The sequence below is a fragment of the Bacillus sp. FSL P4-0248 genome, assembly GCF_038593305.1.
Classification (GTDB): Bacteria; Bacillota; Bacilli; order Bacillales; family Bacillaceae; genus Bacillus; species Bacillus safensis.
Map to the genome: position 1 here is coordinate 2,135,585 of NZ_CP151983.1, position 22,418 is coordinate 2,158,002.

Annotated in this window: 24 protein-coding genes; 4 read left to right on the plus strand and 20 right to left on the minus strand. The window is 42.6% G+C overall.

Translation table 11 applies throughout. The features are described from left to right. Positions 1-198: 198 nt before the first annotated feature. Complete coding sequence (locus NST65_RS10815; protein ID WP_046312289.1) at positions 199-1,191, minus strand: carbon-nitrogen hydrolase family protein; 993 nt, start codon at positions 1,189-1,191, stop codon at positions 199-201. 180 nt (positions 1,192-1,371) lie between these two features. Between NST65_RS10815 and NST65_RS10820 the strand changes: the two genes are divergently transcribed. Beyond that, positions 1,372-1,653 carry a hypothetical protein gene (locus NST65_RS10820; protein ID WP_024422910.1) on the plus strand — a complete coding sequence of 94 codons (282 nt, stop codon included), beginning with the start codon at positions 1,372-1,374 and terminating at the stop codon, positions 1,651-1,653. 66 nt (positions 1,654-1,719) lie between these two features. After that, a complete protein-coding gene (locus NST65_RS10825; protein ID WP_046312291.1) occupies positions 1,720-2,499 on the plus strand; it encodes a membrane protein insertase YidC in 780 nt (259 codons plus the stop codon). Positions 2,500-2,535: 36 nt separating this feature from the next. Here NST65_RS10825 and NST65_RS10830 read toward each other — a convergent pair whose 3' ends face one another. From NST65_RS10830 to mce, 4 genes are read right to left on the minus strand one after another with little or no spacing between them, the layout of a single operon-like run. Further along, complete coding sequence (locus tag NST65_RS10830; protein ID WP_024422912.1) at positions 2,536-3,000, minus strand: chemotaxis protein CheW; 465 nt, start codon at positions 2,998-3,000, stop codon at positions 2,536-2,538. 14 nt (positions 3,001-3,014) lie between these two features. Further along, positions 3,015-4,136: a tripeptidase T gene (locus NST65_RS10835; RefSeq protein WP_041117918.1), complete on the minus strand. Its 1,122-nt coding sequence runs from the start codon at positions 4,134-4,136 to the stop codon at positions 3,015-3,017. A 16-nt stretch (positions 4,137-4,152) separates the two neighbouring features. Continuing rightward, positions 4,153-5,616, minus strand: coding sequence for an acyl-CoA carboxylase subunit beta (locus NST65_RS10840; RefSeq protein ID WP_342488809.1), 1,464 nt, complete (start codon positions 5,614-5,616; stop codon positions 4,153-4,155). Then, entirely contained in the window at positions 5,609-6,031 is a 423-nt protein-coding gene (mce, locus tag NST65_RS10845; RefSeq protein WP_046311715.1) for a methylmalonyl-CoA epimerase, read from the minus strand. Before mce ends, NST65_RS10840 begins: the two co-directional genes overlap by 8 nt. A gap of 101 nt (positions 6,032-6,132) precedes the next feature. Between mce and prli42 the strand changes: the two genes are divergently transcribed. Then, positions 6,133-6,225, plus strand: coding sequence for a stressosome-associated protein Prli42 (prli42, locus tag NST65_RS10850; protein ID WP_149126490.1), 93 nt, complete (start codon positions 6,133-6,135; stop codon positions 6,223-6,225). Between the two features lie 38 nt (positions 6,226-6,263). On the opposite strand, the gene NST65_RS10855 is transcribed toward prli42, so the two are convergent. The 6 genes from NST65_RS10855 to NST65_RS10880 form a co-directional block, all read right to left on the minus strand. Beyond that, positions 6,264-6,773: a L,D-transpeptidase gene (locus tag NST65_RS10855; protein ID WP_034280283.1), complete on the minus strand. Its 510-nt coding sequence runs from the start codon at positions 6,771-6,773 to the stop codon at positions 6,264-6,266. Positions 6,774-6,825: 52 nt separating this feature from the next. Continuing rightward, positions 6,826-7,779: an aromatic acid exporter family protein gene (locus NST65_RS10860; protein ID WP_046311717.1), complete on the minus strand. Its 954-nt coding sequence runs from the start codon at positions 7,777-7,779 to the stop codon at positions 6,826-6,828. 119 nt (positions 7,780-7,898) lie between these two features. Beyond that, the gene (locus tag NST65_RS10865; RefSeq protein WP_034280282.1) at positions 7,899-8,621 is read right to left on the minus strand and encodes an amino acid ABC transporter ATP-binding protein; all 723 of its coding nucleotides are present in this window, start codon (positions 8,619-8,621) and stop codon (positions 7,899-7,901) included. Continuing rightward, positions 8,614-9,270, minus strand: coding sequence for an amino acid ABC transporter permease (locus NST65_RS10870; protein WP_046312293.1), 657 nt, complete (start codon positions 9,268-9,270; stop codon positions 8,614-8,616). The genes NST65_RS10865 and NST65_RS10870 overlap by 8 nt, the downstream gene beginning before the upstream one ends. A 115-nt stretch (positions 9,271-9,385) precedes the next feature. After that, positions 9,386-10,150 carry a transporter substrate-binding domain-containing protein gene (locus tag NST65_RS10875; RefSeq protein ID WP_041086095.1) on the minus strand — a complete coding sequence of 255 codons (765 nt, stop codon included), beginning with the start codon at positions 10,148-10,150 and terminating at the stop codon, positions 9,386-9,388. A gap of 195 nt (positions 10,151-10,345) precedes the next feature. Beyond that, a complete protein-coding gene (locus tag NST65_RS10880; RefSeq protein WP_024428021.1) occupies positions 10,346-10,783 on the minus strand; it encodes a BrxA/BrxB family bacilliredoxin in 438 nt (145 codons plus the stop codon). 169 nt (positions 10,784-10,952) lie between these two features. Between NST65_RS10880 and NST65_RS10885 the strand changes: the two genes are divergently transcribed. Beyond that, positions 10,953-11,846, plus strand: coding sequence for a YegS/Rv2252/BmrU family lipid kinase (locus NST65_RS10885; protein WP_111926473.1), 894 nt, complete (start codon positions 10,953-10,955; stop codon positions 11,844-11,846). Positions 11,847-11,860: 14 nt separating this feature from the next. On the opposite strand, the gene NST65_RS10890 is transcribed toward NST65_RS10885, so the two are convergent. From NST65_RS10890 to NST65_RS10930, 9 genes are all read right to left on the minus strand, one after another. Beyond that, positions 11,861-12,154 (minus strand): YesK-like family protein, encoded by a 294-nt coding sequence (locus NST65_RS10890; RefSeq protein WP_024428019.1) that lies wholly within the window; start codon positions 12,152-12,154, stop codon positions 11,861-11,863. 65 nt (positions 12,155-12,219) lie between these two features. Then, positions 12,220-13,476 (minus strand): dihydrolipoamide acetyltransferase family protein, encoded by a 1,257-nt coding sequence (locus NST65_RS10895; RefSeq protein WP_046311720.1) that lies wholly within the window; start codon positions 13,474-13,476, stop codon positions 12,220-12,222. A gap of 19 nt (positions 13,477-13,495) precedes the next feature. Then, on the minus strand, positions 13,496-14,479 hold the full coding sequence (locus NST65_RS10900; RefSeq protein ID WP_024422925.1) for an alpha-ketoacid dehydrogenase subunit beta: 984 nt from the start codon (positions 14,477-14,479) through the stop codon (positions 13,496-13,498). 12 nt (positions 14,480-14,491) lie between these two features. Then, positions 14,492-15,484, minus strand: a complete 993-nt coding sequence (locus NST65_RS10905) for a thiamine pyrophosphate-dependent dehydrogenase E1 component subunit alpha (RefSeq protein WP_034280276.1) — start codon at positions 15,482-15,484, stop codon at positions 14,492-14,494. A gap of 17 nt (positions 15,485-15,501) precedes the next feature. Then, positions 15,502-16,926 (minus strand): dihydrolipoyl dehydrogenase, encoded by a 1,425-nt coding sequence (gene lpdA / locus NST65_RS10910; protein WP_046311722.1) that lies wholly within the window; start codon positions 16,924-16,926, stop codon positions 15,502-15,504. Then, complete coding sequence (gene buk / locus NST65_RS10915) at positions 16,916-18,043, minus strand: butyrate kinase (RefSeq protein WP_029708028.1); 1,128 nt, start codon at positions 18,041-18,043, stop codon at positions 16,916-16,918. The genes lpdA and buk overlap by 11 nt, the downstream gene beginning before the upstream one ends. A 27-nt stretch (positions 18,044-18,070) precedes the next feature. Further along, complete coding sequence (gene bcd / locus NST65_RS10920; RefSeq protein WP_003215658.1) at positions 18,071-19,165, minus strand: branched-chain amino acid dehydrogenase; 1,095 nt, start codon at positions 19,163-19,165, stop codon at positions 18,071-18,073. A 26-nt stretch (positions 19,166-19,191) separates the two neighbouring features. Then, positions 19,192-20,085: a phosphate butyryltransferase gene (gene yqiS, locus NST65_RS10925; protein ID WP_041117935.1), complete on the minus strand. Its 894-nt coding sequence runs from the start codon at positions 20,083-20,085 to the stop codon at positions 19,192-19,194. A 124-nt stretch (positions 20,086-20,209) separates the two neighbouring features. Continuing rightward, positions 20,210-22,282 (minus strand): sigma-54-dependent Fis family transcriptional regulator, encoded by a 2,073-nt coding sequence (locus NST65_RS10930; protein WP_034280272.1) that lies wholly within the window; start codon positions 22,280-22,282, stop codon positions 20,210-20,212. Positions 22,283-22,418 lie beyond the last annotated feature (136 nt).

The following is a 22,418-nucleotide window of genomic DNA, read 5'->3' on the forward strand; positions in this document are numbered from 1 at the left end:
TCTTTCCTCAAAAAAACCTTCTCTAAAAAAGAGAAGGTTCCAGATTGTTGACAAAGGGTTAAAATGATCTTGATTTTAGCCCTTTGTCTTCTTTTCAGCGTGATCAAAAACCTTGGCAGCCCTAGGAAGGACGAGCATCGGAGCGCAGGACTGACACCGAATGCGAGGGTTTGTCTGCGCGCTAGGTTTCACGTTCATTTACACTTTTTCTTCAAGTATACCATGTTGATATTGAATGTCCTCATATGTGAATACTTCATTTTTTTGAGGATATAATTGTTTCACAACCGAAGTGGGCTGTTGATTAAAATTCATACTCAAACTTTGATTGGAGTAGTGTCCAGCCGGATCAATATAATACTTGTAATCAATGACTCTTTCTACATCAATTTCAGCGTAAGCAATTCCTTCCGTTTCAGCTGGAACCATATCACTGATCGGTTCCCCATCCGGCCCGTAAATGCACGTATGCCCGCTCTTAAATGTTTCAAAGTAATCTCTTTGCTCCTGCGTTAAGCAAATCATCTCTTTCATTTCTTCCGTATATATAGATGAAGTCATCAGCACAAATGTCTGTGTCGCGATGGCATAATATCTGCTTGAAATTTCATCGTCAAAATAACCTGGCCAAGAGGCTACATGTACCTGCTCATTTTGGGCATTCATCGCCATAAGATCAAGTGGAACTTGATGCTCCCAGCACATTAATCCGCCAAGGTTTCCAATGTCAGTTTGAAACACCGGCATCATACTTCCACTTCCGTCCCCCCAAATGAGTCTTTCTGCTACAGAAGCTCTCATTTTCCGATGTTTTCCAATTAAATCCCCATTCGGATTAAACCAAAGCTGAGCTAAATAGAGAGATCCGCCATCTTTTTCACTGCATGATATACAAACGTACGTTTCATTTCTTTTTGCTGCCTCACTGATTTTTTGAATGGCTAAGCTAGGGATTTCAACTGCATTTTTATATAATTCATGATAGAACTTTCTTGTGTATTCTGGATGACCAATAAAAGCAAACCAAGGATAACCAGGTAAAAATGCTTCTGGGAATGCCACAAGCTTTGCACCATTTGAAGCTGCCTCGTCGATCAGTTCACATGATTTCTCAACGGTTGCTTCCAAATTTAAGTAGACAGGTGCTGCTTGTACCGCAGCTGCTCGAAACTTTGGGTAAATACTTGTCATATTCAAAACCTCCATTTCTTTTCATCCCCCTCATTATAGGATAGGAAATATGAAGTTTGGATGACATTTACTATTTTATACAAAATAAGGAATTTTATTTAATAGAGAAAACACGTGGTTCTGTTAGACATTTAACCATGTGTATAGTACACTGTGAGTAATGAAATGGATGTGATAATCATGATTATTGATACATTCAATGAAGTCTTTTTCCTTGTTGAATTCTTTACGATTATTCTTCCAGCGCTGACGGCCATCGGCATTGCGTTTTTACTAAAAGACTGCCGTATGAACGAACACCTTGGTGGACATCGTTTGGAAGAGTTGGACGCATCTTGCTTGAATCGAACAGACTTTCTGTTTATCATATATGATCGCATTACAACTTGGATTAGTAAAGTCATTCGAATGAAAAGATCATCTAATGATGATGAAGACCATTCGCTTCCTCTCACTAATTAAATTTTTTAATCATGAGGAGGAAACGAATTGAAACGTTTATTGACTGTTTTTACGACTTTATGTTTGATGATGATTGCGTCACCTGCATTTGCAGCGAGTGCGCAAACGAATACGAGCTCTGATGGGTTTTTCCATCATTATTTTGTTCAGCCTTTTTCTGAGCTGATCATTTGGCTTGCGAACTTTTTCCATGATGATTATGGTTTATCCATTATGTTCGTCACCTTGATTGTCCGCCTGCTGATTTTCCCGCTTTTTGCGAATCAATTTAAGAAGCAAAGAGTCATGCAGGAAAAAATGGCACTGGTGAAACCTCAGATTGACCAAATACAAAGCAAATTGAAGAAAACGAAAGATCCTGAAAAACAAAAAGAACTGCAAATGGAAATGATGAAAGTATATAAAGAGAACAATGTGAACCCGCTGGCAATGGGCTGTCTGCCTATGCTGATTCAAATTCCAATTGTTCTTGGCTTTTACTCAGCGATCCGCTCAACACCTGAGATCGCAACTCATACGTTCTTATGGTTTAACTTAGGACAAACCGATTTATTGGTGGCAGTCTTTGCAGGGGCTATGTATTTCTTGCAATTTTATGTCACGCAAAAATATGCAAAGCAATCAGGCACCCAGACAGAGGCTGCGCTGAAGCAAGCGAAAGTAATGGGCATGATTTTCCCAATCATGATGCTGTTTCTTTCAATTAATGCACCCGCTGCTCTTCCTTTATACTGGATGACAAGCGGACTACTACTCACGATTCAAACGATTATTTTAAATGTCATGTACCAAAAATCAAAAACGAAAGCTGCGGCTAACGAACAAGCCAAACCAGCTGCTGAATAAAAATAAACCCCTTATCTTTAGATAAGGGGCTTTTCATTATGCCAACTCTTCTTTCAACCGGTCTGGCAATTGATCGAGGTCCTCAATTTTCCCAAGGAACTTATTTGGGTCCACTTGTAAAATCATTTTGTTTTCTCTCTCCACAACGCCGAAGAAATATTCAGAGGCCTTCGTGTTCATATGAAATGGCTTGATCTCGCTCTGCTCGATATCGATGATATCTTTTGCATCTGAGACAAGACAGCCAATCATTTGATCGTTAACTTCAAATAACAGCACCTTTGACTGCTCGTTCACATCAAGAGGCTTTCCGTGAAGCATCACGCCTGTATCACTGACAGGAATGACCTCTCCTCTTAATGACATCAGGCCTTTAATTTCTTTTGGAAGATTCGATACTTCTTGTAAGTAAGGGACCTTTTCAATCGAACGAATATGCTCTACACTGATGCCAAACTCCTCTTGTCCCACCTGAAAAATAATAATCTTTTGCGTGCTCACAGAGTCTCCTGCCTTTACGATGGATTTGTCGTTTCTTCGATAATGGCGAGAACCATTTCAGCTGTTTTGACTAATTCTTCAATCGGCATTTTCTCATTTTTCGTATGAATATCTTCATATCCAACAGCTAGGTTGACAGTTGGGACGCCGTTGCCTGCAATGACGTTTGCATCACTGCCTCCGCCGCTCGTCTGCAGTTCTGAAGGACGGCCAATTTTTGCTGCCGCTTTTTTCGCCACTTCTACGACTTGATCGCCGTGTGAGAATTTGAAGCCTGGATACATGATGTCAATTTGTACATCGGCACTTCCGCCCATTTCTTTAGCGGTTTTTTCAAAGGCTTCTTTCATCTTCGCTACTTGAGCTTCCATTTTTGCTGGTTCTAAAGAGCGTGCTTCCGCCAAAATATCGACTTGATCGCACACAATATTCGTTTGTGTTCCGCCTTCAAAACGGCCGATATTCGCCGTTGTTTCTTCATCAATCCGGCCAAGCGGCATGCTGGCAATTGCTTTTGATGCAATGGTAATCGCAGACACACCTTTTTCTGGCGCGACACCTGCGTGAGCAGTTTTTCCGTAAATCGTTGCGCGTACTTTTGCCTGTGTTGGTGCAGCTACGATAATCGTACCAACCTTGCCATCTGAATCAAGGGCATAGCCGTATTTCGCTGTCATCAAATTCGGATCTAACGCTTTTGCTCCAACAAGTCCTGATTCTTCACCTGCTGTGATCACAAATTCAATTGTTCCATGCGGTAAATTTTTCTCTTTCAGCACGCGGATCGCCTCAAACATAGCAGCAAGTCCTGTTTTATCGTCAGCGCCAAGAATCGTTGTTCCATCTGTTTTCACATAGCCGTCCTCAATGACTGGTTTTACGCCATTCCCCGGTACAACTGTATCCATATGAGAAGTGAAATAAATCGTATCTGCCTCTTGATTTCCTTCTAATGTGCAGACAAGGTTGCCTGCGCCGTGGCCTGTTACCGCTTTTGAATCGTCTTCAACCACTTTTAGACCAAGCTGCGAGAATTTTTCTTTTAGGACTTCAACAATTTTCTCTTCGTGTTTTGTTTCTGAATCAATCTGAACTAATTCTAAAAATTCATCTAGTAAGCGTTTTTCATTGATCATAATGATGCTCCTCCTCTTATAGCGGCATGTTGCCATGCTTTTTTAACGGTCTATCTTCTTCCTTACTGCGAAGCACATCAAATGAGCGGATCAATCGCTCTCTCGTTTCAGCCGGCATGAAAATATCGTCTATCAGACCTGCCTGAGCCGCTTTCCATACACTTGGTTTGTTCTCAGTCTCGCGCGAAGCAGGATGAACGATTTCATCTGCGAACGTTTTCCCCATGACATCAATTTCGGCCTCTGGCCATGCATAAACAAAGTCAGCGCCTAAGCCCTTGCTATTCATCGCGACATATGCACCGCCAAACGCCTTTCTTAAAATCACAGTGATTTTTGGAACGGTTGCTTCAGCGTACGCATATAAAAGCTTTGCACCGTGGCGGATAATTCCCGCATGCTCGGCTTTCTCCCCTGGTAAAAAACCAGGAACGTCCACAAGAGTTAAGATCGGAATATGAAATGCATCGCAAAATCGAATAAACCTGGCCGCTTTATCGGCCGCGTCAAGATCAAGGCTGCCTGCCAGCACCTTTGGCTGATTGGCAACAACACCAATGGAAGCTCCTTGTAGTCTGGCAAAACCAGTGACAATATTTTTTGAGAAACAAGGCTGCGTTTCAAAGAATGAGTCTGGATCGGTTATCGCTGTCACCACTTGTTTGACATCATAGGTGCGGGATGGATCCTTTGGCAAAATGCTGCCTGGATCAGCGGTATCTTGCTTTCGTGCTTCAGCCTGCATGAGAGCCTGCTGTTTCGTTGGTATGTACGTTAAAAGAGTTCGAACCGCTTTTAACACTTCCTTCTCATCTTCCCCAGTATAGTGCACATTTCCGCTTGTCTGATGCTGAACACTTGCACCGCCAAGACGGTCAGGACAGACCGTTTCTCCTGTTGCCTTTTCTATTACTTTCGGACCAGTTAAAAACATATGAGCTGTTTGGTCTGTCATGAAGACAAAATCAGTCAATGCAGGAGAATAGACTGCACCTCCAGCACATGAACCTAAAATAACAGATATTTGCGGGATTAGACCAGAGTACAGCACATTCCGTTTAAAAATCTGTCCGTATCCTTCTAATGATACCACACCCTCTTGAATTCTCGCACCACCTGAGTCTTTTAGACCGATGACCGGCATCTGATTCTTAGCTGCCAGATCCATTAAAGAGGTAATTTTTTTGGCATGCATTTCGCCTAATGAGCCCCCATATACGGTTGCATCTTGTGCATAAACACAAACGGGCTTACCGTGAATGAGTCCCGTGCCAATGACGACGCCGTCACCAACATGCTCTGACAGACCGCCTGTTGCAAATGACTGAATTTCCATCAAGCTGCCCTCGTCAAGAAGTTCCTGCAGTCGCTCTCGAACCGTCAGCTTTCCTTTGCTTCTGTGAGCTGCTGCTCGTTTTTCGCCGCCGCCCATTAACGCTTTCTTCCGCCATTCGGACAAGTCATTGAACGATTCATTCATCGCTATGTTTCTCTCCTTTCAAGGACCCGCACAATTCAAATAACACACCTGACGTTTCTTTAGGTGAAATAAATGCAATCTGCTTTCCGCCGGCGCCCATCTGTGCTGTTTTTTGGAGAAGCTGCACGCCAAGGTGATCGAGACGGCTAAGATCCATTTGAATGTCATCTGACTTTAACGCAATATGATGGAGCCCCTCTCCTCTTTTTGTTAAAAAGGTATGTAGTTTACTGCGGGCTGAGATGGGCTCAATTAATTCAATGTGCAGATCATCAAGTAAAGCGAAGGACGCTTTAATCTCCTGCTCAGGAATCTCTTGTATGTCTGAAAAATGCCAGTTAAATAGCTGATGAAGCGTTTGAGATGTTTCTTTAATAGAAAAGACGGCAATGGCAATATGATCGATTTGGTTCATCCGTTCACTTCCTTTGCTGATCACTTGTCGCATATGAAAAAACCAGATAAAATAAAGACAAGTGCGCTTGTCGCAAAAATCTTCGGTTATAGGGGTGCGATATGTCTCAAAAATTCATGAAATTTATGGTATTGCTTATGATTAGCCTGCTGTTAGTTTCTTCACTTTTAGCAGGAGCAGCAGCCTTTTTATAAGGTTTGAATAAAAGCAGACAAGCAGGTGATTCGCGATATCAACGAATGGCCTGTTTGTCTTTGGCAAGCTTTTCAAAGGAATCGCTTGAGGTTGTAATCCATACCTTTGTACCAATTGGAAGCTGATCAAACAATCGCTCTACATCTTGATTATGAAGCCTTACACAGCCTGCTGTGATAAATTTCCCAATCGAAGTTTCATCACTCGTTCCGTGAATTCCGTAGGTTCTGCCATCTGTTCCTCGTGCATCGAATCCAATCCATCTTCGCCCAAGAGGATTATTCTTCGCACCGCCTTCAATATTTTTTCTTCTGTAATAGGGATCTTTCGCTTTGATCATAATCGTAAATTCACCTTCTGGCGTTAAATCTGCTGTTTTTCCTGTAGAGGCAGGATATACTTTTTGAATTTTCCCTTGATCAATAAAGGCAAGTTCATTTGTTTGTTTATTAATAATGACAAATGGGTCACCTGGCAGCGGGTTTTGTCCAAGCGGCCAGATTGGTGAAAGGGACATGGTCAGTACGGTATAAAATAAAAGACGCATAGGCTCCTCCTTTTTCATTAGATTGACCAATGAAGGAGGAACTCATGCGTCTCTATTCTTTCATCCCTTTAAAATAGCTTTTCAGTACTAAATATTGTTCCATTTCACCAAGGAAATGAAAGAGTGCCGCTCTTGCCTCAAATTCTTCTCGTGTTTGCGGGAGCGGAAGTGCATCGAACTCTTCTTTCATATCAATGAGACGTCTTAAAAACTTATGCGCTGTGTTCCCTGGGTGAATATGTTCGCGTAAGTCTCTAATGTATTCTGCAATGATTTGTCCATGCTCCGTTGTGACGGAAATCGACGTAATTTTAGGCAACACACGCTCAATGATTTCAAATTGCTTTTGTCTCATGTTGAAGTAATGGTAATACAGGTTTTCATGTCTTAATACATGGTTTTCAACATCACGATATGCAAGAGCTTTCGCTTCTTTGATCAATTGATGTGTCTCTGGTATTTCTTTTCCTGTCCAGTCTTGTTTCCCTGTCATTAAGTATTGCTCGATTTCCTCAAAGATTTTAGCAAAGTTGGCTTCAATCTGTTCGCTGTAGCGTTTGAGCTTTTTATCAACACTTGGCATATAGAGGTTCATAATCAGCGCTACCCCAACACCAATGGTAATCAGCAGCAGTTCATTCCAAATGAGATGCAGGGTAATCCCGCCAGACATGTATAAATGGAGGATAATGACTGAACTTGTGACAATCCCTTCTTTAATTCGAAGCAGAACCGTTGTCGGAATAAAGACAAGCAGCATCAAACCGATCACAAAAGGATGATACCCAATCAGATCGAAAAATAAATAAGAAAATAAAATGGCAAGACTGCAAGCTGCAAAGCGGGCTCCCGATGCTAACAGGGATCTTTTCTTTGTCACCTGAATACACAGGATCGTAATAATCCCGGCAGCAGAATAATTTTGCAAGCCAAACAATTGTGCAATATAAATAGCGATCGCTGTTCCTAATGCTGTTTTCAGCGTTCGGTAGCCGATTTTAAACATGATGTGATTCACTCTTTTCTGTCTTGTTTCCATTCACTTTTGTGAAATGATGAACTTTTTTTACTTTCCCCATTATAATCAAAAAAAGAAGGAGATGTTAAGTCTCCTTCTCTTTTTCTTTATAATATTTTTTGTAAGAAGTCTTGCGCACGCTGTGAAGACGGTGATTCAAAAAATTGTACAGGGTTTGCATCCTCTACAATTTTCCCATCATCCATAAAGATCACGCGGTCAGCCACTTCTTTTGCAAAGCCCATTTCATGTGTGACGATGACGAGTGTCATTCCAGATTGAGCCAGCTCTTTCATGACCTCTAATACTTCCTTGACCATTTCTGGATCTAGGGCTGACGTTGGTTCGTCAAACAGCATAATGTCTGGTGTCATCGCAAGCGCACGCGCAATCGCCACACGCTGCTTTTGACCGCCGGACAAACGGTTCGGGAAATCATCTTTTTTCTCTAAAAGCCCTACCTTTTTGAGCAGGTCTTCAGCTTGTTTGATGCTGTCTTCCTTCGATTGATTCTTCACATTCATTGGCGCATACGTGATATTTTCCAGCACCGTTTTATGCGGGAACAGATGGAAATGCTGAAATACCATTCCGATGTTCTCACGCACTTTTAGTGCATTCGTTTTTGGGTTGGTGATTTCGGTGTCCTTAATCGTAATGACACCAGAAGTCGGCTTTTCAAGTAAATTGATGCAGCGAAGGAACGTCGATTTTCCTGAACCAGATGGTCCAATGACCGCAACAACTTCCCCTTCTTTAATGGTGGTGTCGATCCCCTTTAAAACTTCATTTTTACCAAAAGATTTTGTGAGTTTCTCTATTTTAATCATTTGATTTTAACTTCCTTTCCACCGATTTGCCGACAAAGGTGAGAACAAGCACGATGACATAATAGATAAGACCCGCAAAAATAAGCGGTTCAAGATAATTATACGTAACGGCCCCTGCTTGATAGGCTCGTCTCATGACATCCCCCAGTCCGATGACTGTTACAATCGCTGATTCTTTTGTCAGTGTAATCGTCTCATTCACAAGTGCAGGTGAAATATTTTTAAACGCCTGTGGAAGCAATAAGTCCTTCATCATTTTAGCATAAGGGATGCCTAAAGCAACGGCCGCTTCTTTTTGACCTTTATCAATGGCATTAATACCCGCACGAATAATTTCAGATACGTATGCCGCCGAGTTGAGTGAAAATGCCGCTACAGCAGCCCAGTATTGGTCGATTTGAAACCCAAGAAGCTGAGGCAGACCAAAATAAATAATGAGCAATTGAAGCACAAGTGGTGTGCCTCGGAAAATTGACGTATAAAAATCTGCAAGCCAAATGAGCGGTTTAAACACACTAATTTTACAAAGCGTTAATAAAATTCCTAAGATAAATCCAAGTAAAAGGGACACCAATACTATAGAAAGCGTGACCTTAAGTCCTTCTAGAATAAAGGGCATCTGAGGTATTACATCTTTAAAATCAAACATGACATTCTCCTTTTTTCTGCCTTCATACAAAACAGGAAAAAAGTTCAACATGAGTTGAACTTTTCAGCGCTTTTCTACTTGATTTTCTTGAATGACGCTGATCCTTTTTCCTGACTTACTTTTCATCAGCAAACCATTTTTTAATTAATTTATCAAGTTCGCCATTATCTTTCATTTCATTTAATGATTTATTGAATTTCGCTGTTAAGTCGCTATTTTTCTTGAATGCAATGGCTGAACCTTCGTTTGAGCTGTTCAATCCAAATGCTTGGAAGTCTTTTTCCTTTTTCAAGTAACCAGCAGCTACTTTATCTTCAATTATGGCTGCATCAAAACGGCCTGCTTTAATCTCTTGAATGATATCAGAAATTTTATTACGGTCTTCAACTGTTAGATTATATTTCTTTTGCAGTCCATTTGCTTCATCCTGTTGAATAGAACCTAATTGAACGCCGACTGTTTTGTCTTTTAAATCTTTCTCTGCCTTAATACCGCTAGATTTCTTTGATACAACCAAGTTTTTAGCATTGTAATAAACATCAGAGAAATCAACTTGCTTTTTACGTTTTTCTGTAGGTGTCATTCCTGCAAGGACAATATCAGCTTTGTTTGTTTTGAGGGCTGATACAAGGCTAGCAAAGTCCATATCTTGAATTTCTAGCTTGTAGCCGTTCTTTTTCGCTAGTGCTGTTGCAAGATCTACATCAAAACCGACAATTTTATCTCCGTCTTTTGATTCAAATGGCGGATAATCTGCTGATGTTGCCATCACGAGTGTCTTGTCATCTCCTGATGCGTTTGAATTATTAGAAGAAGTTCCGCATGCTGCGAGTGCAGCTGCAAGACCAGCTGTCATAAGTAATAATAACCACTTTTTCATATGATGATGCCTCCCAGTATTTAAAATCATGTATTGATTTGAATATTTATTCACTATAATGTATTTTAAACACTTTCTTTTTAAGATGCAATAGTATTTTGCTAAAATTATTTTGATTCTATTGTCTTATAAAACAAAAAGCAGACCGATCTAAAGACCGGACTGCTTTATATTTATTCATTCAAACGTCATATGTTAGATTTCTTCGCAATGCTCATCAAAAGCGGCTTGTAGTTTTGACACGACTTCCATTGGCTCATGCCCTTCAATTTCATGACGCTCGACCATTTTGATAATTTTTCCATCTTTTAATAAAGCAAAGGATGGTGAAGATGGCGGGAAGCCTTCAAAGTATTCACGAGCTCTTGCTGTTGCCTCTTTGTCCTGCCCAGCAAACACTGTCAGCAATTGATCTGGACGCTTATCGTAATGAACAGAATAGCCGGCAGCTGGTCTTGCAATACCGCCTGCACAGCCGCATACTGAATTCACCATGACAAGTGCCGTCCCTTTTTTAGTCAGTGCTTCGTCTACTTCTTCAGCTGACGTGAGCTCAGTGTAGCCTGCCTGCTTAATTTCTTCTCTCGCTTGTTTTACAATATCATTCATAAATAAATTAAAATCAATATTCATGTCCGTCCACTCCTTTTGCGTACCATAACCATTTTAACTCCATCATATCAAGGAAAACGCCTGCGGGCAAATGTGTTGTCTTATCCGCCGCCTCTTTTTCCGAACCTCGTTTATGAGCTGTCAAATTGGGGAAAAGTGATGATAAAGAGATGAAAGGGAGAACTGCGTGATGGCACAATTCAAAAAAGCGATGCTCATTTATAATGGAAATGCTGGACAAAAAAACATGGAAAAAACACTCGGTCAAACAGTGCCTCTTCTTTCTCTACATATTGATGAACTCATTTTGAAACCAACAAAACAGCCAAATGATGCTTATGATTTCTGCCGTCATATTGATGAGACGGTGGAATTGCTCATCATATTAGGCGGAGACGGTACCGTGCATGAATGCATGAACGGCATAGGCGGTTTAGAAAAAAGGCCCGCTGTAGCGATATTACCAGGCGGGACATGCAATGATTTTTCTAGAACACTAGGTATTCCTCAACAAATGCAAAAAGCCGCTCAAATGATTGTAGACGGCAAAGAGAAAAAGGTCGACTTAATCAAAGCAGAAGATCGATACGTGTTAAACTTTTGGGGAATTGGGCTGATCGCAGACACGTCCAACAACATTAACGACAAGGAAAAAGCCGTACTTGGCAAAATCAGCTACTTCACAAGTGCCCTGCGCACCCTGCAGCAAACAGATCCTTTTCACGTACGCATTGAGACCGAAGAGGAAAGCTGGGAAGAGGAAGCTGTCATCGTTCTTGTCATGAATGGACATTTTATCGGTACAAATAAAATTGATTTGCCTCATGCAGCCATTGATGATGGAAAAGCTGAAATTTTAATTTGCAGAAATACGAGTTTCTCTGCTTTAAAAGAAATCTTCTCAATGAACCGTGAAGAGCTGGAGGATTTCACCGGCGATCTGTCTCTCATTCAAGCGTCCAGTATTCGTATCCACACAAAAGAGGAAATGGATGCTGATACAGATGGTGAGGTTTATATGACGGCCCCCTCTTCTTTAGAAGTGTTAAAACATCATTTGACCTTTATTGTTCCAGCAGAATAAAAAAACGCCCGATATCATTTTGATTCGGGCGTTTTTTTGATATAGCGTCTGTATAAATATTCAAGTGCATATCCGAGCAGCGTCCCGGCGAGAAGTGATATTCCTAAAAAGCTATTGGCTGCTCCTTTAAACCCGCCGACAATCAGCAGACAGTACACGATTTGAATGATTGAAACGATCGATATGATAAGCAGTAATCGTTCAGGATGATTGCGTGATTTAGAAATGTATCGCAGAAAAGCGAAGGCAATCGCTGTGATAAACATGAGACCAATCGTGAGAAAAGCAAAAAAATCTAGTCCAGACATATCATCGCTCCTTTCTCCTAGATGTGGAAATCCCCCTCTCATGCCGGGAGGGGGAAAATAATGTTTTAATAAACAGATGTCTGCTCGTCGATGCCTTCAAGGATTTGTTTAATTCGTTGAAGAAATCTGCCGCATACAAGACCATCTAGTACTCTGTGATCTAATGAGAGACAAAGATTGACCATGTCTCTTGCCGCAATCATTCCGTTTACGATCATTGGACGCTTCACGATCGATTCTACTTGTAAAATCGCCGCTTGCGGATAATTAATGATTCCCATAGATTGTACCGAACCAAATGATCCCGTGTTGTTGACAGTGAAAGTACCGCCTTCCATATCACTTTGCTTGAGCGTTCCTTGTCTCACCTTAAACGCAAGCTCATGAATTTCTTTGGCAATGCCCTTAATGGTCTTTTCATCCGCATCCTTAATGACTGGAACAAAAAGCGCTTCATCTGTAGCGACAGCAATCGAAACATTGATTGCTTTCTTCTGCACAATCTTATCTCCGGCCCACATACTGTTCATTTCAGGGAATTCCTTTAAGGCCTGAGCCACTGCTTTGACAAAAAACGCAAAGAACGTCAAGTTAAAGCCTTCTTTTGCTTTAAACTGATCCTTCAGCTGATTTCTTCTTGTCACTAGATTTGTCACATCGACTTCCATCATTGTCCATGCATGCGGAATTTCATGTTTGCTTCTCAGCATATTGGCGGCAATTGCCTGACGGATCGGCGTGACTGGCAGCTCAACATCACCAGGCATAGAAGGGACAGCAGGCGCCGCTTTTGCTTTAGATGACTGCGCAGGCTCCGGTTGAACGGCAAGTTCATTGACAGGTGCTGTCTTCTCTTTGACGCCGCCGTTTTCAATAAGCTGCAGCAAATCTTTTCTAGTAATTCGCCCGCCTGCTCCCGTACCTTGAACAGCCGCTAAATCAATGCCATGCTCATCTGCTAAACGAAGAACGGCTGGAGAATAACGTTTCTTTTGACTTTGATTCTCATTTGTTTGATCTGCTTCAGGCGCTTCACTTTGCTCAGGTGCTTCTTCTTCTTTCACGCTCTGCTGCTCGCTTCCTTCGACTTCAATTTCACAGAACACTTCTCCTACTTGCAGCGTTTCGCCTTCCTCAGCCGATAGCTTTGTAATCGTTCCTGTAAAAGATGACGGGACTTCTGCGTTCACTTTATCCGTCATGACTTCCGCAATCGGATCGTATTTATTCACATGATCGCCAGGTGAAACGAGCCATTTGCTAATGGTTCCTTCTGTTACACTTTCACCTAGCTGAGGCATTTTCATTTGTTCAATTGCCACTTTGAAACCCTCCTCTTTCTTAAAACGCCGCCAGCTCTCTCATTTCAGCTTCTACCTTATCCGGGTTGACCATGAAGAATTTCTCCATTGTCGGCGCATAAGGCATTGCCGGAATATCTGGTCCTGCGAGGCGTTTGATTGGTGCGTCTAAATCAAATAAGCAATGCTCCGAAATGATCGCCGCAACCTCACTCATGATGCTGCCTTCTTTTGTATCTTCCGTTAATAGAAGCACTTTCCCTGTTTTAGAAGCCGCTTCTATAATCGCTTCCTGATCAAGCGGGTACACTGTTCTCAAATCGAGAATATGAGCGGAAATGCCGTCTTTTGCAAGGCGGTCTGCTGCTTGCAGCGCAAAATGGACACAAAGGCCATATGTAATGACCGTGATATCATCGCCTTCACGCTTCACATCTGCTTTTCCAATCGGAAGAGTGTAATCCTCTTCAGGCACTTCTCCTTTAATCAGGCGGTATGCACGTTTATGTTCAAAGAACAATACAGGATCTGGATCACGCACTGCAGCCTTTAAAAGACCTTTGACATCATAAGGTGTAGAAGGCATCACAATCTTCAAACCAGGCTGGTTAGCAAAAATAGCTTCGACCGATTGTGAATGATAAAGTGCCCCGTGTACTCCGCCCCCGTAAGGTGCGCGGATGACCATTGGACAGCTCCAATCATTATTTGATCGGTATCTAATTTTTGCAGCCTCTGAAATGATTTGGTTGATTGCAGGCATAATAAAATCCGCAAATTGCATTTCTGCAATTGGGCGCATTCCATACATCGCTGCCCCAATACCTACACCCGCAATGGCTGATTCTGCAAGAGGTGTATCCATGACGCGCGCTTCTCCAAATTGCTCGTAAAGACCCGCTGTCGCTTTAAATACGCCGCCTTTTTTCCCGACATCCTCTCCGAGCACAAACACTTTCGGATCTCGCTCCATTTCTTCTTTCATCGCCAGTGTAATGGCGTCTATATATGACATAACAGGCATTTTTCTTCCCCCTTACTCCGCATACACGTAACGAAGTGCGCTTTCTGCCTCAGCATAAGCTGCGTTTTCCGCTTCATCAGTAGCTTCGTTTACGATTTGCATAATTTCTTTTGTCATCTCTTCTTTCATTTCAGAAGTCATGACCTTTCCTTCGATTAAATACGTTTCATATTGGATGAGCGGATCTTTCTTTCTTGCTTCGAGCACTTCTTCTTTTTCTCGATAGCTTGAATCATCGTCATCACTTGAATGCGCAGTTAAACGGTAAGAGATTGTTTCAATCAATGTCGGACCTTCACCTCTAGCCGCACGGTCTCTCGCTTCTTTGACAGCGGCATATACTTCAAGCGGATCATTTCCATCAACAGTTACGCCAGGCATCCCATATCCAACCGCACGATCTGAAATGCGTTCACAGGCTACTTGTTTGTCATATGGCACGGAAATCGCATACTTATTGTTTTCACACATGAAAATAACAGGCAGTTTATGCACAGCAGCAAAGTTTGCGCCTTCATGGAAATCACCTTGGTTTGATGAGCCTTCACCGAACGTAACAAAGCTGACAAAGTTTTTCTGCTCTAATCGTCCAGCAAGGGCAATTCCCACCGCGTGAGGAACCTGCGTTGTGACAGGTGAGGACCCAGTCACTATTCGATTTGCTCTTTGCCCAAAATGCCCTGGCATTTGTCTTCCGCCTGAGTTTGGATCGTCTTGTTTTGCGAAACCAGACATCATTAAATCTTTTGCTGTCATCCCAAAAGCAAGGACAACCCCCATATCACGATAGTAAGGTAAGACGTAATCTTCTTCTCTATTAAGAGCAAATGCAGCGCCGACTTGCTGCGCTTCCTGCCCTTGACAAGAAATGACGAATGGAATTTTCCCGGAACGGTTTAAAAGCCACATCCGTTCATCGATTTTTCTTGCTAGAAGCATTGTTCTGTATATATCAATTGCTTGTTCATCTGATAATCCTAATTCCTGATGACGCATGTTACTCATCATGTTTCCCTCCTTGATTAAAAATGGATCGCCTTCCCGTCAACAGCAAGGGCTGCCTCGCCAATCGCCTCTGATAAGGTCGGATGCGGGTGTATCGTCTGCCCCACTTCCCACGGGGTTGCATCAAGTACTTTGGCTAATCCAGCTTCAGATATCATATCTGTTACATGAGGACCAATCATATGAATTCCTAAAATATCATCTGTCTTTTGATCGGCAATGATTTTGACGAATCCATCAGACTCCCCGTACACAAGCGCTTTTCCAATCGCCATAAATGGAAATTTCCCTATTTTGACTTCAAAGCCCTGCTCTTTTGCCGCCTGTTCAGTGAGTCCAACACTAGCGGTTTCTGGGTGAGAGTAAACACATTTAGATACGAGCGTTTCATCGAGCGGCTTTGGATCTTTCCCAGCCATATGTTCAACAGCAATCATACCTTCGTGAGAAGCCACATGTGCCAGCTGAAGCCCGCCGATGACATCTCCTATTGCGTAAATATGCGATTCTTTCGTTTGATAATGTTCATTCACGACAATGCCTTGTTTTTCGGTTTGGATGTCCGTGTTTTCAAGACCTATGCCTTCGATATTAGGTACTCTGCCGACTGAAAGAAGGAGTTTTTCCGCTTCAAACGTCTGCATGTCTCCATCCTTTTCTGCTTGAATTGTCACGAGATTTCCCTGCTTTTCTACGCTATCTGGCAGTACCTTCGCATTTGTCACAAAAGTGATGCCTTTTTTAGATAATAGCTTTTCCATTTCTTTAGAAATGTCATGATCCTCTGTTGGCAAAATGCGGTCTGCAAATTCAATCACAGTGACGTTCACACCAAAATCATTGAGCATGGAAGCCCACTCGATTCCGATCACTCCGCCCCCCACAATCAGCATCGACTGCGGAAGCTCTGGCAGTTCAAGTGCATCATCTGAAGTGAGGATGTGTGTTCCATCTGCTTCAAGCCCTGGCAGCACACGCGGTCTTGATCCTGTCGCGATGATAACCTGCTTTGGAATGAGCATTTCATTTTCCTCTCCATTTGCCATTTCTACGGAGATCGTTCCTGGCATTGGCGAAAAGATAGATGGGCCAAGAATACGGCCGATCCCTTCATATACATCAATTTTTCCTTGTTTCATTAAATGTTTGACGCCGCCTGCTAGTTTTTCGACGATCTCTGTTTTTCTTTTCTGCACATTGGCAAATTGTAAGGCAACGCCTCCTGCCTCAACACCAAAATCAGCTGCGCGTTTGACGGTTTGATAAACTTCTGCACTTCTGAGCAGCGCTTTAGACGGGATGCAGCCTTTATGAAGACATGTTCCGCCGAGCTTTTCTTTTTCTACAACTGCTGTTTTCAATCCAAGCTGTGAGGCACGGATGGCCGCTACATAGCCGCCTGTGCCTCCACCAAGAATGACGAGGTCATATTCAGTTGCCATGACTTGTCACTCCTTTCTTTTCCTGTTGATCATTTGGGTATTCTTTCGGTGATTCTTCTTCTTTTAAAATACGAAGCGCACCTTCTGCTAACGATTGCAGCTCATTTTCACCTGGAAACACCACAACATCTGAAATCCAGTCAATATAGCCGCGAATACTTGACGTAATTTGTTTGCTGTACGCAAGTCCGCCTGTTAATACAATGACGTCAACTGCTCCTTTTAAGACAGCGCTAGCCGCACCAATTTCCTTGGCAATCTGATAGCACATTGCTTCATAAATGAGCGCCGCCCGCTCATCACCCGCTTCAATCATGCGTTCCACTTTCACAGCGTCTGTCGTGCCAAGATAGCCCGCAAGCCCGCCTTCACCAATAATGCGTTTGAGCATTTCTTCTTGGGTATACTCCCCCGAAAAACAAAGATTCACAAGATCACCTGTCGGCAAGGTTCCCGCACGCTCTGGGCTGAAAGGACCTTCGCCATGCAGACCGTTATTCACATCGATGACTTTTCCTTTTTCATGAACACCAATGGTGATACCGCCGCCCATATGAGTAATAATCATGTTCAAATCTTCGTAACTTTTTCCAAAAGAAGCCGCTGTTTTTCTTGCGACCGCTTTTTGATTTAATGCATGAAAGATGCTTTTTCTTTCAATCGTTGGCAGCCCTGAAATACGAGCAATTGGTTTTAGTTCATCCACTACAACTGGATCGACAATAAAGGCTGGGATATTCAGGCCAAGTGCAATTTCTCTCGCGATGATTCCACCAAGATTGGATGCGTGCTGGCCGGCATATCCTTCTTTTAGGTCTTCCACCATTTGCTCATTGACTTCATATGTGCCTCCTTCAATCGGACGAAGGAGGCCGCCGCGCGCGCAAACTGCATCAAACTTTGAGATGTTCATCCCCTGTTCATGCAGTGTTTTCAAAATGGTTTCTTTACGGAATGAAAATTGATCAATGATATGAGGAAACTGCTTTAATTCCTCATCTGTATGTCTTAGTGTCGTTTCAAAAATAGAACGTTCATTATGAAACACACCGATTTTTGTTGAAGTAGAGCCAGGATTAATCGTGAGAATACGCCATTCTTTTGTCAGCAAAAACAAAACCTCCGTTTCAACTCATTCTTCAATTTAGCGACGGCTTAAAATATGTTGACCATTTTGCAAGAATTGACTTCTTGATTTGCGCATTCTTTCAATTCTCTCTTCAGCCAATCGGTCTGCCGCTTTATAAGTTGGAATGGCATCACGGTTTGAAATTTCAATTACACGTTCAATATTTTGATAAATGCCTTCGACTTTTTTCATCGCACGATCTGCATTATAGCCATAAAGCTCATCAGCAACGTTAATCACACCGCCTGCATTGATCACATAATCAGGAGCATATACAATCCCCATTTCATGGATAAGGTCACCGTGATGCGTTTCTCTTAGCTGGTTATTTGCAGCACCTGCAATCACCTTTGCTTTTAACTTAGGAATGGTCACATCGTTAATGGTTGCACCAAGTGCGCACGGTGCATAAATATCACATGCTTGATCATAAATATCGTCAGGGTCGACTGCTTTTGCGCCGAAGTCTTCAACAGCTCGCTTGACAGAGTCTTTGTTGATATCTGTGACAATGAGCTGCGCGCCTTCTTCATGCAGATGTTTACACAGGTTGTAAGCGACATTTCCAACACCTTGGACGGCAATTGTTTTTCCTTCTAATGAATCGGTCCCAAATGCAGCTTTGGCAGCGGCTTTCATCCCTTTGTATACACCGTAAGCAGTGACGGGAGACGGATTTCCAGAAGAACCAAATGCAGGAGAAATCCCTGTGACAAAATCGGTTTCTTCATGAATGAGATCCATGTCTTCTACCGTTGTACCGACATCTTCTGCCGTAATATAGCGGCCATTCAGCCCTTGAATGTAACGTCCAAATGCACGGAACATTTCTTCATTTTTGTCTTTTCTCGGATCGCCGATGATGACCGTTTTTCCGCCACCAAGATTAAGTCCTGCTGCCGCGTTTTTATAAGTCATTCCTCTTGCTAGACGCAGTGCATCCTCAATGGCTGCTTCTTCGTTTTCATACGTCCACATTCTCGTTCCGCCTAGTGCCGGCCCAAGTGTTGTATCATGAATCGCAATAATCGCTTTTAAGCCAGACTGCTCATCCTGACAAAATACAAGCTGTTCATAATCGTATCGTTCCATATATTTAAAAAGTTCCATCGTGTTATTCCTCCTATTACTTCCGCTTAATTTGATGTACAGATGGCAAGCGCAATTGAATAAAGCTTACTTTCGGCTGAATCAGATCGGCTTGTTAAAGCAATCGGCGCCTTCGCTCCTGCCACCACAGCTCCCACCTTTGCATGTGCAAAGTAGATGAGAGATTTATAAAGAATGTTCCCTGCCTCAATTGTTGGCACAAGCAAAATATCTGCATGGCCGGCTACATCACTCGTAATATTTTTATGAGAAGCTGCCGTTTGAGAAATGGCATTGTCTAAAGCAAGAGGCCCATCAATCAGGCAGCCAGAAATTTGCCCCCGCCGATTCATTTGTGCAAGACTTGCCGCAGTCAAAGTTGAATCCATTGCCGGATTTACGACCTCCACCGCAGACAATACTGCAACCTTCGGCATGTCGTTTCCGACAGCTTTTGCTACTTGAACAGAATTGATCGTAATCTCTTTCAGCATATTTAAATCGGGCGCGATGTTCATCGCAGAATCTGTGACATAAATAAAGCGGTCAAAGCCCGGCACTTCAAATGCCGCGACATGTGATAGGACACTCGCTGTCCTGAGCCCATATTCTTTATTCAGTACCGCTTTTAAAAGAACGGCTGTCGGGACATGCCCCTTCATCAAAATATCTGCATGCTTCTCGCTCACTGCCTGCACGGCAATTTTGGCCGATTCTTCGGGAGTATCTGAATGAATAATATCTATCCAGTCCTCATTGATTTCATGCTGCTTCACTAGCTCCTTCAGGTTGCGTTTGTTCCCAACCAGGAGAAAGCGAGCGACCTTTCGCTTAATTGCCATCTTGATGGCATGAAGCACTTCTTCGTCTTCTGCATGAGCCACAGCCGCCGTTTTATTCTGCAGCTGGGCGGCTTTCATAATCAGATCGTCAAGCTTCATATATGCCCACCTTTCCTTGTGCTCGGTTCATGTTTTATATGCAAGTTCCGTGCCAGTTTGAAATGCAGTGAAAATGAGGCAATTTGCATGACATTCGTGCAATCTTTTGCAGGTTACATGCATTTTATTGCATGCTATCTTTTGCAAGTTGATATTTATCCATTTTATAGTAAAGGTTCCGAATGCTGATCCCTAACGTTTTCGCTGTTTTCGTGCGATTGAATTGATGCTTTTCAAGGGTTTGTTTAATCAGCTGCGCTTCAAATGCCTCAACAGCATCAGAAAGCGTCTCTCCCTCAAATTGACTGACAGCCAGTTCCTGCTGCTCTTTTTCTTCCTGATCTTCTGACTCCATGAAAGAAATATGCCCTTCATCAATCCACTCTTCTTGCGGGTTCAAAAAGATCATGGCTCGTCCAAGTACATTTTCAAGCTCTCTTACGTTTCCAGGCCACTTATATGATCGCAGTCTTTTGAGTGCCTGTTCCGTTAACCCGCTCACGTTCCGTCCATAGTCTAAATTGATCTTTTGGATGAGACGTTTGCTTAACGAGTCAATATCCTCAAGACGCTGCCTTAGAGGCGGGATGGAGATCGGGTATCTGTTCATTCGATAATATAAATCTTCTCTGAACTTTCCTTCCGCCATCGCTTTTTCAATATTGACATTTGTCGCCGTGATCACACGAACATCGACTGGTATGGCCTTTGTTCCGCCTACTCTTACAATTTCTTTCTCCTGCATCACACGAAGCAGTTTCGCCTGTGTACTTGGCGTCATTTCACCAATTTCATCTAAAAAAATGCTGCCTTGGTTTGCCTCTTCAAACAGCCCTTTTTTCCCGCCCCGCCTTGCACCAGAGAACGCTCCTTCTTCATAGCCAAAAAGCTCTGACTCTAAAAGGGTCTCAGATAAGGCCGCACAGTTGACCCGTACAAAGCGATTATATTTTCGGTCACTTTCATTGTGAATGGCGTGCGCAAACAGCTCTTTTCCAGTACCTGATTCTCCCCTGAGTAAAATCGTGGCTGGCGTTTTCGCGCCTAGCTTTGCCTGCTCAAGTGCCACAAGCATTTGCTCACTTTCTCCAATGATGTCTTCAAAAGTGTACTTTGCTTCAAGTGTCCGGATGAGCTGCCTTGCTTTATTTAATTCATTCGTGAGTGATTGAATTTCTGATACGTCATGAATGACCCCGACACTGCCTTTTAAAATGCCATCAACGATGACTGGCGCTACGTTGACAATCACATCTTTTTTATTCGGTCCGACTTTCATTCTGACGCCTCGAACTGGTCTCCTTGTTTCCAGTACCTTCAAATGCATGCTTTCTCCTTCAGAAATATCTGCACCTGCTGGTTTCCCCACAACTTCTTTATCTGTTAATCCAGTCATTTTCGTGTATGCCCGGTTGATTAAGATCCCTTTTCCCTGCTCATCAACAACCGATATGGCTTCATCCGACGATTGAATGATCGCCTCCAGCATCGTTCGTACTTCTTTAAGATTGGTCACTTCCTCCGCAAGCTCAACGGCATCTGTAATATCTTTAAAAATGGATAAAGCACCTAGCATTCTCCCCGCGTCATCAATAATTGGCAAACGCGTTGTCACAATTTGTATTTGCTGATTCAGAAATTGTTTTTGATTAAATTCTGGCTCTCTCGATCTTAAAATGTCGGGAAGCTTTGTATTTGGGATCACTTCTCGTATATGACGGCCAATCGCATCTTTTTGCGAGCATCCAACCATTTTGGCCGCTGATCGATTAAACAGGACGACTTCTTCATCCATGTTTATAAAAATCATCCCGTCATTCGTTGCATTAAAAATGCGGTCATGCTTATAGGTTTGTTCCTTTAATATTTGAATCAGCTGCTGTTTTTCTGACATTAATTCTGATATGACGTAAGCCATTGAACTTGGAACAATGACTGCGTGCTCTGGCTTTTTTTCAATCAGTTCTTTCAGCACTGCTGAACTGCCTGTTGTTTCAATGATGATATCAATGTCATCTTTTATGTATTCTTTCCAATCCGTTGTCGTCTCAATTCCATTCTTTTTCGCTTCTACCATCCCCGGTGCCTCAAGATCAAGGTCGGCGATCGCAATGATTTGAATCGTATTTGTTTTCAGCAATGTTTCAAGCAATGCTGATCCACCTTGTCCTGCACCGACAATCAAGACTCTCTGCATCCCGTTACCCCTTTATATGAAAAAATTTGCACACCATATTTTTCCGTTGCAAAAAATTGCACAACTCTTATATTACCACGTTTTCCTTTCTTGACAAAATATTTTTTGAATTAGACAATGGAAGTAAATGACGTTT